The 12496-nt window shown below is 70.7% G+C and carries 11 protein-coding genes; 3 read left to right on the forward strand and 8 right to left on the reverse strand.

The genetic code is table 11. The features are described from left to right. Positions 1–21 precede the first annotated feature (21 nt). Both FXF65_RS11335 and FXF65_RS11340 read left to right on the forward strand, forming a co-directional pair. Positions 22–1002, forward strand: a complete 981-nt coding sequence (locus FXF65_RS11335; RefSeq protein ID WP_148349721.1) for an alpha/beta hydrolase — start codon at positions 22–24, stop codon at positions 1000–1002. Then, complete coding sequence (locus tag FXF65_RS11340) at positions 999–2510, forward strand: CoA-acylating methylmalonate-semialdehyde dehydrogenase (RefSeq protein ID WP_378231701.1); 1512 nt, start codon at positions 999–1001, stop codon at positions 2508–2510. The genes FXF65_RS11335 and FXF65_RS11340 overlap by 4 nt, the downstream gene beginning before the upstream one ends. 77 nt (positions 2511–2587) lie before the next feature. Here FXF65_RS11340 and FXF65_RS11345 read toward each other — a convergent pair whose 3' ends face one another. From FXF65_RS11345 to FXF65_RS11370, 6 genes are all read right to left on the reverse strand, one after another. Further along, positions 2588–3874, reverse strand: coding sequence for an MFS transporter (locus tag FXF65_RS11345; protein WP_148349722.1), 1287 nt, complete (start codon positions 3872–3874; stop codon positions 2588–2590). 106 nt (positions 3875–3980) lie between these two features. Then, positions 3981–4976, reverse strand: coding sequence for an amidohydrolase family protein (locus tag FXF65_RS11350; protein ID WP_148349723.1), 996 nt, complete (start codon positions 4974–4976; stop codon positions 3981–3983). Positions 4977–4978: 2 nt separating this feature from the next. Next, the gene (locus FXF65_RS11355; protein WP_148349724.1) at positions 4979–5590 is read right to left on the reverse strand and encodes a hypothetical protein; all 612 of its coding nucleotides are present in this window, start codon (positions 5588–5590) and stop codon (positions 4979–4981) included. Between the two features lie 149 nt (positions 5591–5739). Then, positions 5740–7461, reverse strand: a complete 1722-nt coding sequence (locus tag FXF65_RS11360; protein ID WP_246198491.1) for a thiamine pyrophosphate-dependent enzyme — start codon at positions 7459–7461, stop codon at positions 5740–5742. A 7-nt stretch (positions 7462–7468) separates the two neighbouring features. After that, a complete protein-coding gene (locus FXF65_RS11365) occupies positions 7469–8959 on the reverse strand; it encodes an aldehyde dehydrogenase (protein WP_148349725.1) in 1491 nt (496 codons plus the stop codon). 136 nt (positions 8960–9095) lie between these two features. Next, a complete protein-coding gene (locus tag FXF65_RS11370) occupies positions 9096–10307 on the reverse strand; it encodes an FAD-dependent monooxygenase (protein WP_148349726.1) in 1212 nt (403 codons plus the stop codon). 171 nt (positions 10308–10478) lie between these two features. On the opposite strand from FXF65_RS11370, the gene FXF65_RS11375 reads away from it, so the two are divergent. After that, positions 10479–11228, forward strand: coding sequence for an IclR family transcriptional regulator (locus FXF65_RS11375; protein ID WP_222868506.1), 750 nt, complete (start codon positions 10479–10481; stop codon positions 11226–11228). 49 nt (positions 11229–11277) lie between these two features. Here FXF65_RS11375 and FXF65_RS11380 read toward each other — a convergent pair whose 3' ends face one another. Both FXF65_RS11380 and FXF65_RS11385 read right to left on the reverse strand, forming a co-directional pair. Next, positions 11278–11712 (reverse strand): RidA family protein, encoded by a 435-nt coding sequence (locus FXF65_RS11380; protein ID WP_281288899.1) that lies wholly within the window; start codon positions 11710–11712, stop codon positions 11278–11280. Positions 11713–11730: 18 nt separating this feature from the next. Then, on the reverse strand, positions 11731–12474 hold the full coding sequence (locus FXF65_RS11385) for an SDR family oxidoreductase (RefSeq protein ID WP_148349729.1): 744 nt from the start codon (positions 12472–12474) through the stop codon (positions 11731–11733). Between the last annotated feature and the right edge of the window lie 22 nt (positions 12475–12496).

Below are 12496 nucleotides of genomic sequence, written 5' to 3' on the forward strand. Positions count from 1 at the left end.
ACCACTCCCCGAAAGGCCACCATGACGCTCGACCCCGACGTTGCCGGGTTCCTGTCCGCCCTCCGCTCCGCCGGCGCCCCGCCCGGCTTCTCCGGGACCCCCGGCGAGATGCGCGAGCGCATGCGGAACGCGATCGAAGAGAACTGGGATCCCGCGAGGTTCGCCCCGGTCAAGAGCGTCGACGACATCGTCGTGCGCGGGCTGCGCCTCAAGGTCGTCCGGCCGCTCCTCGAAGCGGCGGCGTCCGGGACGGCGCCCACCGTCGTGTACTTCCACCCCGGCGGCTTCATCATGGGCAGCGCCCATCTCATGCAGGACGTCGCACGGCGGCTCGCGCACGACCTGGGCGCCTGGGTCGTCTCCGTCGACTACCGGCTCGCGCCCGAGCATCCCTTCCCGGCCGCGGTCGAGGACGCCATGACCGCGTTGCGCTGGGTGGCCGACCACGTCGGCGACCTCGGCGGCGATCCGGCGCGCGTCGGCCTCGCCGGGGAGAGCTCGGGCGCCAACCTCGCGGCGGTCACGGCACTGCGCGCCCGTGACGCGGGCATCCCCGTGGCGGGCCAGCTGCTCGCCTCGCCGGTGACGGACTTCGACCGCCGGTACCCGTCCGTCGACGAGAACGCCGACGGCTACTTCCTGACCCGGGACGACCTGTCCGTCATCAGAAAGCTCTATTTCGGCGACGATGACGCCCGTGCGGCGGACCCGGGCGTCTCGCCCGCCCTGGCGTCCGACCTGACCGGTGTCGCCCCGGCGGTCATCGGGGTGGCCGGGTTCGACCCCCTGCGGGATGACGGCACCGTCTACGCGGCCCGGCTCCTGGAGGCGGGCGTGCCCACCGCCCTGCGCGTCTACCCGGGCCTCATCCACCCGTTCTTCGGCATGCCCGGCCTGTCCCCGGCGGCCGACGCCGCCGTGTCCGAGCTGACCGGCCTGCTCGGCGGCCTGCTCGGCGGCCGACCGGACGCCGCCCCCGCCGCGACGGAGGAGGGCGCGTGACCACTTCCGCCAACGACGTGCGCGAGATAGGTCACTGGGTCGACGGCAAGGAGTTCCTCGGCTCCAGCGGAACGACCGCGCCCGTGACGGACCCGGCGACGGGGCGGGTCACCGGCCGGGTCTCCATGGCCGACGCCGCCGACGCGCGCGTCGCGATCGCCTCGGCGAAGGCCGCCTTCCCCGCCTGGCGGGACCTCTCCCTGGCCAGGCGCACCCAGATCGTCTTCCGGTTCCGGGAACTGCTGGACCGGCGCAAGCCGGAACTGGCGAAACTGATCACCGCCGAGCACGGCAAGGTGCTCTCCGACGCGCTCGGCGAGATCAGCCGGGGCCAGGAGGTCGTCGAGTTCGCCTGCGGCATGCCGCATCTGCTCAAGGGCGCGATGACGGAGAACGCCTCGACCAACGTCGACGTCCACTCGATGCGCCAGCCGCTGGGGCCGGTGGGGATCATCTCGCCGTTCAACTTCCCGGCGATGGTCCCGCTGTGGTTCTTCCCGATCGCGATCGCGGCGGGCAACACCGTCGTGCTCAAGCCCAGCGAGAAGGACCCGTCCGCCGCGATCTGGCTGGCCGAACTGTGGGCCGAGGCGGGACTGCCCGCGGGCGTGTTCACCGTCCTGCAAGGCGGCAAGACCGCGGTCGACGAACTGCTGACCAACCCCGCTGTCAAGGCGGTCTCGTTCGTCGGCTCCACCCCGGTCGCCCAGTACGTCTACGCCACCGCGAGCGCGCACGGAAAGCGCGTGCAGGCGCTCGGGGGCGCGAAGAACCACATGGTGGTCCTTCCCGACGCCGACCTCGACACCACCGCCGACGCCGCGGTGAACGCCGGGTTCGGGTCCGCCGGCGAACGCTGCATGGCGGTCAGCGTCGTGGTCGCGGTCGGCGACGTCGCCGACCGGCTCGTCCCCAGGCTCGCCGAACGGGCGGCGGCCGTCAAAGTCGGCGACGGCACTCGCTCCTGCGACATGGGCCCGCTGGTGACCGCACAGCACCGTGACAAGGTGGCCGGTTACATCGGCTCCGGGGAGAGTGACGGTGCGTCGGTCGTCCTCGACGGCCGTCACGTCCGGCCGGACGGGGCGGCGGACGGCTTCTGGCTCGGTCCGACGCTGCTCGATCACGTCACCCCCGAGATGAAGGTCTACACCGACGAGATCTTCGGGCCGGTGCTGTCGGTGGTCCGGGTCCGCTCCTACGACGAGGCCATGACGTTGATCAACGCCAGCCCCTACGGCAACGGCGCCTGCGTCTTCACCAGGGACGGCGGCGCGGCCCGGCGGTTCCAGAACGAGGTCGAGGCCGGAATGGTCGGCGTCAACGTCCCCGTCCCGGTGCCGATGGCGTACTACAGCTTCGGCGGCTGGAAGAACTCGCTCTTCGGTGACACCCACGCGCACGGCGCCGACGGCGTGCACTTCTTCACCCGCGGCAAGGTGGTCACCAGCCGGTGGCCGGAACCCGCGCGAAGCGGGATCGACCTCGGCTTCCCCGAGAACAGCTGAACTGATCCTCCCGACGAAGGCGGGTCCACCCGGCATCTCATGCCGGGTGGACCCGCCTTTGTCGGGACAAGGCACAGTCAGGACAAGGCGGCCTCGCCGCTCGCCTCGGGGGCTTGGCGGGCGGGCGTCCTCTTGCCGATGCGGGGGGCGGTCTCGCGGATCAGCAGAGCCACCACCGCCAGCAGGATCGGCGCCGCGGCGTACAGCAGCAGCGCGCTCTTCAGACTGTGGGTCGCGTCGGCCAGCGCGCCGCCGAGTTGCGGGCCGAGCGCTCCGCCGAGGGTCTCGCCCACGGCGATCTGCAGGGCGAACGCCGTGGCCATCAACTCGCGGGGCACCGACTCCCCCGGCACCACATAGGTGATCAGGGTGAGCGATCCGCCCGCCATCAGGCCGACGACCAGCGACGCCAGAAGCAGGGGCACCGAGTGCGCGAAGAGGACGAAGAACAGTGGCACGAGCCCGCTGCAGACAGCCGCCGCGAACAGGGCCGGTTTGCGTCCGACGCGGTCCGACACCGCGGGGGTGATGATGCTGCCGAGCGCGATGACGCAGCCGTACACGGTGAGCACGAGCGTCGCGGTGCTCCGGGAGAGTCCCTCCTCGTGCAGGTATGTGGGCGCGAACGCGCCGAAGCCGATGTTGGTGCCGAGGCAGACGGTCGTGCCGGCGAGCGCCAGCGGGACGTTGCGGTTGGCCAGGACGAGGCGGAAGTCCCGGGCCTTGAGGCGCGGGGCGTCGGCGCGGGCCGTGTGGTCCTCGCGCATGAAGAGCGCCACGAGGAGGGCCACGATGATGCCCGGGACGGCGACGAGCGGGAAGGCGAGCCGCCAGGTCAGTGCCGTGGCGAGCCCGATCATGATGCTCGGTGCCAGCGCGCTGCCGATGAGCAGCGTCCCGGCGATGACGATGCCCATGTTCCGCCCGCGCCGGTCCGGCGATGACGCGCGGGCGACCGCACCCTGGATCAGGGGCAGTGCGGGGCCCTCGCAGAACCCGATGACCGCGCGGAGCAGCAGCATGGTCCCGTAGTCCTGCGCCAGGCCGATCAGGCCGACCGCGGTGGAGAACAGGACCAGGCTCGCGACGATCATCCATTTGGTCCTGCCGCCGAGGCGGTCGGACACGACAGCGAAGATCAGGCTGGAGATCGCCCATGTCACGGCGGTGATGGAGACCAGCGAGCCGAGCCGGCTGTGGTTCAGATGAAGGTCGTCGCCGATCTGCGGGAAGAGGAACGTGATGCCGAAGCGGTCGAGGAACACGATCCCGGCGGCGAAGAACATGATGAGGACGAGTGTGTTCTGCCGGTTCACGTCCGCGGCGTCCGGATCAGGGCGGCGGAAGAAACTGCTGACGGGCATGGCTGACTCCCCATGAGTGGGTTCGGATGTTTTTTGAGCGCGTTAAAGAGGCACGGGGCGCTCTGGTGGGGAGCTTTGAAATGCGGCGGCCGCTACCGCCCGGCCCTTATCGGACGAATTCCTCGGAAAGCGGCTCGGCGTCAGCAAGGCGCTGCGCCGCTCGCGGGAAAAGATCGAGCGCTCGGGCCCGGACGCCGCCTTCCTCCTCAAGTGACAATGCGCCACATTGAAGGAGGCTTGAGCGGTTCGATTCGGCGGACGACTCGGTCGTGCAGGGCGCACCCCAGTCGCTGCCGTAGACGATGTGGTCGGCTCCCACCGTCGCCATTGCCGGTAGGAGGGAATGCGTGAAAGCCGTCGCGGCGGTGTCGACGTAGAGAGAGGACGCCTGCTCGTCGACCTCCTGAGCGGTCACTCCCTGCGGGACCCATGATTCGTTTCCCAGCAGGCGGAGCCGCCCGGTCAGCGCGGGGAACGCTCCCCCGCAGTGGGCGATCACGAAGGTGATGCCCGGGTAGCGCGTGAACGTCTTCCGGAAGATCATGTCGAAGACCGTCCGGGCGGTGTCGAAGGCCACCTCGTACAGCGGGGCCGGGTGGTCGAGGGTGGGCGGCAGCCGCGCGTCGGGGTGGACGAACACCGCCGCCCCCCAGTCGTCGAGCAGTTCCCACAACGGGGTGAGGGACTCGTCGCCCAGGTATACGCCGTTGTATTTCGTCGTCACGGCGAATCCGTCGGCGTCGAGTTCCTCGCGCGCCCGTACGGCCTCGTCCACGGCGGCCGAAGGGGCGTCCGTGGGGAGGGCGGCCAGGAGGCCGAACCGCGACGGGTGGTCCGCGGCGAGGGACGCCCCGTAGTCGTTCGACGCGCGGAGGCTCGCCAAGCGGGTGGGGATGTTGCTCAGCATCTGCATGGCGGTGCCCGACGCGTCCATGTACGCGAGCGTGCGTTCCAGAGACCACTCGTGGGGTTCGGGGAAATAGATGCCCCTGCCCAGCATGGCCTGCCAGACGCGTAGGCGTTCATGCTCCGCGCTCGGCGGCGTGAAGTGCGCGTGGACGTCGACGTATCGCCCCGCGAGCCCGCCATTGGTCTGCGCCATATCTAGTCCTTGAACAGGCTCAGGCCGTTCTCGATCTCCGAGAGCGGGCTTTGCTCCAGATAGGGCGCGAGGGCCTTGCGCGCGTCGGCGGGTGAGGTGAGCGCCGAATGCTCCACCTCGTCCACGCGCCAGCTGCCGGTGTCGTCGTAGATGAATTCGCCCACGAGCCGCCCGTCGCGGTAGGGCCAGGCGGCGGCGAACCGGTGCGAGACCTGGTAGGTGCCGTCCGGGTCGACGCCCTCCTCGGCGAGCGCGGCGGAATCGCCGCGGACGACCTGCGCGAAGATGGCCTCGATGAAGATCCCGTAGTCCGAGACGGCGATCTCCTCCTCCAGTGCGCCGAAGACGTTCATCCCGCTGCCGACGATCTCGGAGTAGAAGTCCCGGACCTCCGCCATGCCATCGCAGACCAGCGTCTTCCCGCGTTCGGTGAGCCGGTAGACCGGATGGTCGACGATCATCGCGGGGGTGAGGATGTCCTCCCAGAATCCGGACACCTCCAAAAGCGCGTGCCTGCGGTAGTTCTTCAGCATGTGCCGATGCTTCGGATCATCGACCACCGCGAGCGCCGCATCGACGCCCGCCGTGATGTCCCGTACATCGAAAACCTTCATCCCGTCACTCCTTTGGAAGGCCGTCAATTGTCGAGGTCCGGCCGTTTCGTGCAGCTTAGGAGCCGTTTGCCCGCCGCCGCTTCACCTGGTCCGTTGAATGGACGGCGATAGAGACTACGCTTTATCGGCGTCGACATCTCGCGCGCCGATCAAGAGCCATAAGTCGGGTCGGGCGCGACTTCGATGTCCAGGAGCAGTGGCTCCTGCCGGTCGGCGAGAGCGGGCACGACCTCGGCGAGGACCCGCGTCAGCTCGTCGTGGGACGCGACCCGTCGGGCGGGGCAGCCGAAACCCGCGGCGATGGTGGAGACGCGGACCTCGGCGAATCCCGGCCACGGCGGCGTGCCGCGACCGGCCTGCTCGGCGAGCCGGTCCATGATCGCGTATCCGCCGTTCGCCAGAACCACGAAAAGGACTCCGGCCCGGTAATGCGCCGCGCTCCACAGTCCCTGGATCCCGTACAACGACGAACCGTCGCCCAGGACGGCGACCACCGGACGGTCGGGGGCACCGAGTTTCACGCCGACCGCGGCCGGAAGCCCGAATCCCAGCCCGCCCGCGGCGGCGCTCAGGAAGCCCATCGGGGTCCGGGCGGGCACGCGGCGGTGAAGTTCCGGGCGGCTGGACGGTGTCTCTTCGACCACGACGGCGTCGGCCGGGAGAAGCCGGGCAAGGAGATCGAACACGTGCGCGGGCCGCAGCCGATCGCCCGGATCCGGTGCCGCCATCGGGTACGCGATCGGCGCCGCCCCCGGGCGCGGCCCCGCCGGGTCGCGGGGGCCGAGCCGTCCGGCCACCCGGCGGCACACGCTCGCCGGGTCCGCGATGACCGAAAGGTCGGCGATGCTGTTGTGGGCCTCATCCGGATGGGAGGTCACCTGGAGGACGTGCAGGCCGTCCGGCACCAGGTCCCCCGGTTCGCGCGGGTACTGGCGGAACACCGGGGCGCCGACGACGAGAAGCACGTCGTGGCCGGTGAGCGCGGCCCGCAGCGCGGCGCGGCCGGGCGGCAGGTGTCCGGCGAAGGCCGGATGGTCCTGCGGGAAGCCCGCCCGGGCGCCGAACGGCTCCTGCCACACCGGTGCGCCCAGCCTGCCCGCGAGGTCGACCAGCGCGTCCCATGACTCCGCGCCGTCCGCCCCGGCGCCGACGACGATCACGGGGGCGCGGGCCCCGCCGAGCAGTTCGGCGAGCTGATCGATGCCCTCCCCGTCCACCACGCGCGGCCGCCGCAGGACGACCGGAGCGGCGCCGCGGCCGGTGTCCGCGGGCGCGGCCCAGTCGTCCATCGGCACCGTGACCAGCGCCGGGCCTTGAGCGGTGACCGCCTCGTGATGGGCACGCGCCAGGGCGCCCGGAATGTCCTGGGCCCGGACGGGCTGGTGCGTCCACACGGGGTACTCCCCGGCGAGGCCGTTCAGCCTGCCCGCGAGGAACGGGTCGTGCGCAAGATGGCGGCGGTCCTGCTGGCCGACGACGACCACGAGCGGCGCCCGGTTGGCGCGGGCGGTGGCGAGCGCCGCCACGGCGTTCCCCAGTCCAGCGGCCGTGTGCAGGTTCACCATGGCCGGGCGGCCCTGGGCGAGCGCCCAGCCGGTGGCCAGGCCGACGGCCGGGCCCTCGTGCAGCGCCAGCCGGAAGGTCATGTCGTCGGGCAGGCCGGTCAGGAACGGGATCTCCGTCGAACCTGGGTTCCCGAAGATGGTCGTCAGTCGGAGGCGGCGCATGACCTCGAACGCGGCGTCACGCACGCTGATGGGCGACGCGTCCCGTTCCGATGGTTGATCTCGCATCAGCTCAGCCTTCGTTCCGAGCGCGGCGGCGAATTCGTGCTCGTGTCCCCTCCCGGAGCCGCTGTTCACCTCGACCACCGCTCTCCTAGAAGGGGTAGTGCCGCCGACCGGCCTGGACGGTGATCCATCGCAGCTCGGTGAACTCCTCCAGCGCGGCGCGGGAGCCGAACCGTCCCCACCCGCTCGCGCCGACGCCGCCGAACGGCATCTGCGGCTCGTCGTGCACGGTCGGCCCGTTGACGTGGCAGATCCCCGAGCGGACGCGCCGGGCCAGTTCCAGCGCGGTCGCGGCGTCACGGCTGAACACCGCCGCCGACAGGCCGTACTCGGTGTCGTTGGCGATCTCGATCGCGTGGTCCGTCCCGTCCGCCTCGATGATCGACAGCACCGGGCCGAAGGACTCCTCGGAGTAGATCCGCATCGCGGGCGTCACTCCCCGCAGCACCGTCGGCCGCACGTAGAGGCCCTGCGCCTCGCCACCGGTCAGCACGTCGGCGCCGTGCTCGCGGGCGTCGTCCAGCAGGGCGAGCACACGGTCCCTGGCCTCCCGGCTCACCATCGGCCCGAGCTGGCTGGACGGGTCGTCGGGCGGCCCCACGACCAGGCCCGCGGCACGCTCCGTCAGCCGGGCGGCGACGTCGTCGGCGACCGCGCGGTCCACGATCAGCCGCTCGGTGGACATGCAGACCTGGCCCTGGTTCAGGAACGCGCCGAACGCCGCGGCGTCTACGGCGGCCTGGAGATCGGCGTCGGCGAGCACGAGCATCGGGGCCTTGCCGCCCAACTCCAGCACGGTCCGGGTGAGGTGCCGTCCCGCGATCTCGGCGATGACACGGCCGACACGGGTGGAGCCCGTGAAGTTCACCCGCGCGACGGCGGGATGGGCGATGAGGGCCTCGACCACGTCCGGGGCATCCTGCGGCGCGTTGCTGATCAGGTTCACCGTGCCGGGCGGGGCGCCCGCGTCGTGCAGCACCTCAACGATCGCCGCCTGGGTGCAGGGCACCTGCTCGGAGGACTTGAGCACCACCGCATTGCCGTACGCCAGCGGCATCGCCAGCGCGCGCACGCCCAGGATCAGCGGAGCATTCCAGGGTGCGATGCCGACCACTACGCCGACCGGTTGGCGGACGCCCAGCGCGGTGAGGCCCGGGACGTCCGAAGGGATCACCTCTCCGACGGCCGAGTACACCTGGGCGGCGGCCTCGGCGAGCATTCCCCGCGCGACGGACACGTTGAACTCGCACCAGGGCCGGGCCGCGCCCATCTCCTCCCGCATCAGGGTCGCGAGGTCGTCCGCCCGCTCGGCGAACAGCGCCGCGGCCCGCTCCAGGACGGCACGCCTGCGCGCGGGCGGCCACCCGGCCCACGTCTCGAAGCCCCGCTCGGCGGCCTCGACGGCCCGCCGCGCATCGGCGGGCGACGCGGCCGCGACCTCGGCGACCGGCTTCCCGGTCAGCTCCGACCTCGTCTGGACGGTCCGGCCGTGCTCGGCCGCGATCCAGCGGCCCCCGACGAACAGTTCGCACGTCCGGACGGCAGGCGGGCCGAAGCGCGCCTCGTCGGTGGCGGTCATGGAATCTCCTTCAGGCCGGAGGCTCGGGCCGGCGGCTTCGACGGGACGCCGCCGGTGCCCGGCAGTCTCAGATGGGCGTACGGCTGATCACAACGCGAACGTCCATTCAACGGACATGCGGCAGGACCGTGGACGGTCAGCGCGTCGCGGCCTCGGCGGCCATCGCCACATCAGGGTCGTACTCGTAGATCCAGCCGTTGGCGACCAGCGGATCGTTCTCGGTGAACGACGCGTCGCGGGCACGCTGTTCGGGCCCGTCGGGGAGATGGTTGATGTCCGACCGCGCGTGGCTCGCCGTTTGCAGCCTGGTCGTGCGCGGAAGACGCAGAGCCTCGTATCGGCGCAGCGCTCGGGCGGGGTCGGCCAGCCCTTCGGCGAGGCAGCGGGACAGGACCGCGGCGTCCTCGATCGCCTGCGCGGCTCCTTGCGCGAAGAACGGGAACATGGGGTGCGCGGCGTCCCCGAGCAGCGTCACCGGGCCGCGGCTCCACCGCGGAAGCGGCGCGCGGTCCAGCAGCGCCCATCGACCCGGTGTCTGCGCGGCGCGGACGAGGTCGACGAGCCTCGGGTCCCATCCGTCGAATTCGAGGAGGAACTCCTCGATCGTCGCCTGCGCCGTCCACGACTCCGCCAGGTCCTCGCCCGCCGGGGCGAAGGCCACGAGGTTCACGAACCTTCCCGCGGAGATGGGGTAGTGCACCAAATGATGCTTTGGACCGATCCACAATGTCTGCGCGGGCCGCCGGGCGAACGACGGCGCGCGATCGCCCGGAACCAGGGCACGGAACGCGCACAGGCCCGAGAAGGCGGCCGGGCGCGGTCCGGCGATGGCGCCTCGCACCACCGAGTGGACACCGTCCGCCCCGATGACGATGTCCGCCTCGACGACCTCGCCGTCAGCGAACCGCAGCGACGGGCGTTCGCCGTCCAGGTCAAGCGCGGTGCAGCGTTTGCCGAGCCGGACCGTCTCCGCCGGCACGGCGCTCCTGATGACGTCCAGCAGTTCGGCGCGATGCACCGTGTAGGTGTGCTCGCCGTAGAGCCGCTCGCAGTCCCCCGCGAGGTCTTCGGCAGACAGGACCGTGCCGTCCTGCCAGCGGCGGAACTCCCACCCGACGGCCAACTGGACGGCGCTGCGCAGCAGAGGCTCCATGACGCCGAGCCGGCGCAGGAGCCGGGCGGCGTTGGGGGCCACCACGAGCCCGGCACCGACCTCCTTCAGCGCCGACGCCTGCTCGTACACCGTGCTACGAAGACCCGCTCGGCCGAGGAAGGCGGCGGCCGCGAGGCCACCGATTCCGCCGCCGAGGATCGCGATCTTCGGTGTCTCGACATTCGACCCGAGCATCTCAGTCTTCGACCTCGCAGCCGTTCTCCCGCATCCAGATTGACAGCGCCATGCTGCACGGTCAGCCGGGAGGAAAGCGTGTGGCTGGTCATCCTATGAACATCGTCCGCTACCATCCCGGACAGATGAAAGGGGGTCGGCATGCCTCGGACCAGTGAGCCTGGCAGGAGCGTGAGTTCACGACTCCTGGAGGTCCTGTTCGCCTTCCAGCCCGATCACAGCACCCTCAGCCTCGCCGAACTGGTGCGGGCGACGGGCCTGCCGCACGCGACCGTCCGCCGACTGGCCATGGAGCTCACCGACGCCGGTGCGCTGACCCGGCAGCACGACGGCCGCTTCACGATCGGCCTGCGGTTGTGGAAACTCGGCACGCTGGCCCCGCTCACCGAGTCGCTGCGCTCCAAGGCCCAGCCCTTCATGGAAGATCTCTACACCGCTCTCCACCAGCACGTGCAACTGGCGGTCATGGAGGGGACCGAGGCCGTCATCATCGAAAGGCTGTCCGCCCCGCAGGCGCAGGACCTCGTCTCCCATGTGGGAGGCCAGCTTCCACTGCACTGCTCAGGCGTCGGAAAGGTGCTTCTCGCCCACGGCGGGGCCGACATGATCGACGAGGTCCTGTCCGGCAGGCTGCACCGGTACACGCCCCAGACGACCATCGACCCCGCCGTCATCAGGAGCGAGCTCGCCGAATGCCGCCGCACCGGCTACGCCACCGTCCGCAGCGAACTCACCGAAGGCGCCGACTCGATCGCCACTCGGATCGTGAACGGTGAAGGCCGCGTCGTGGCGGCGATGTCCGTGGTGGTGCGCCGCGGTTCAGTACATCACCAAGCGGTGCTCCCGTCGCTGATCGCAGGTGGTCTCGGCGTCTCCCGCATGCTCGGATGGCGACCCGGAATCAAGATCCGCGACACCTGAATCCGCCTTGCGGCCGGTTCCTCCTTGCGTTCCTCCGCGACAGGGCCTCTCACCCCTGCGGGACCACGGCGATCGCGGAGACCTCGACCAGATACTCGGGGAGTCCCAGACCGGCGACGATGACCAAGGTGTTGGTCGGGTAGTCCGCCCCGTCGAAGAAGCGGCGGCGCACCGCGGTGACCGGTTCGCGGTAGGCGCGGTCGGTGATGTAGGTGGTGGTGGCGACGACGTGGCCGGGCCCCCCGCCCGCGTCGGCGAGCACGGCGCGCAGATTCTCATAGACCTGCCCGGCCTGTGCCTCGGGGTCGGCCGGCCCGACCAGCCGGCCGGCCGCGTCGCGCGCGACCTGGCCGGCGATGAAGACCATGTCTCCATGCTGGACGCCGAGAGAGTAGGCGAATCGCGGCGCGTCGTGACCGTCCGGTCCGTAGGGCCGCAGCAGCCGTCGGCTCGGACGTGGATCGGATGATTCCGGTGAGCTCACGTGATGTCTCCAGGAGACTCAGAATTCCTGCATTCGCGGCCGGATGACCAGTTCTGAAACGTTCACCCTGCTCGGCTGGCCGACGGCGTACACCACTGCGGCGGCCACGTCCTCCGGCTGCAGGAATTCCATGTTCTGCTTCAGCGCCGCGATGCCGCCCTGGGCCTCCTTGTCGGTGATGTGGGTGGAAAGTTCGGTGTCCACCGCGCCCGGGATGATCACGGTGACGCCGATGCCGTCCTTGAGGAGTTCCAGGCGGACCGATTCCGAAAGGGCGGCGACGGCCGCCTTGGTGGCGGCGTAGACGCCGCCGAGCGGGCGGCTGCGGCGGGCCGCGGTGCTGGAGATGTTGACGATCGTGCCCGACCCTTGGGCCTTCATTACCGGAATGACGGCGTGGGTCGGGAAAAGCACACCGTGCACATTGACGTCGGTCATCTGACGCCATTCGTCGGTGAGTCCGCGTTCGATTCGGCTGAGCAGCATCACGCCGGCGTTGTTGACGAGAACGTCGACGCGCCCGTGGCGCTTCACGACGTCTTCGATCATCGCGGTGGCCTGGCCTTCGTCGGTGACATCGCAGGTGTAGGTGTCCGCGATGCCGCCGTCCTGGACGACTTCCTTGGCGAGCGCGACGAGCCGGTCCTCGCGCCGTCCGGTCACCACGACGGTGGCGCCCTGGGCGGCGAGCGCCTTCGCGGTGGCGTGGCCGATGCCGCTGGACGCGCCGGTGATGACGGCGACCTTGCCGGTGAGGCTCATTGGTTTCCTGCTTTCTTGGAGT

The organism is Actinomadura syzygii, from assembly GCF_008085905.1.
Taxonomy (GTDB): Bacteria; Actinomycetota; Actinomycetes; order Streptosporangiales; family Streptosporangiaceae; genus Spirillospora; species Spirillospora syzygii.

Coding starts and splice junctions, on each gene's coding strand:
- FXF65_RS11335 (WP_148349721.1), top strand. CDS start 22: ATGACGCTCGACCCCGACGTTGCCGGGTTCCTGTCCGCCCTCCGCTCC.
- FXF65_RS11345 (WP_148349722.1), bottom strand. CDS start 3,874: ATGCCCGTCAGCAGTTTCTTCCGCCGCCCTGATCCGGACGCCGCGGAC.
- FXF65_RS11350 (WP_148349723.1), bottom strand. CDS start 4,976: ATGGCGCAGACCAATGGCGGGCTCGCGGGGCGATACGTCGACGTCCAC.
- FXF65_RS11355 (WP_148349724.1), bottom strand. CDS start 5,590: ATGAAGGTTTTCGATGTACGGGACATCACGGCGGGCGTCGATGCGGCG.
- FXF65_RS11365 (WP_148349725.1), bottom strand. CDS start 8,959: ATGACCGCCACCGACGAGGCGCGCTTCGGCCCGCCTGCCGTCCGGACG.
- FXF65_RS11370 (WP_148349726.1), bottom strand. CDS start 10,307: ATGCTCGGGTCGAATGTCGAGACACCGAAGATCGCGATCCTCGGCGGC.
- FXF65_RS11385 (WP_148349729.1), bottom strand. CDS start 12,474: ATGAGCCTCACCGGCAAGGTCGCCGTCATCACCGGCGCGTCCAGCGGC.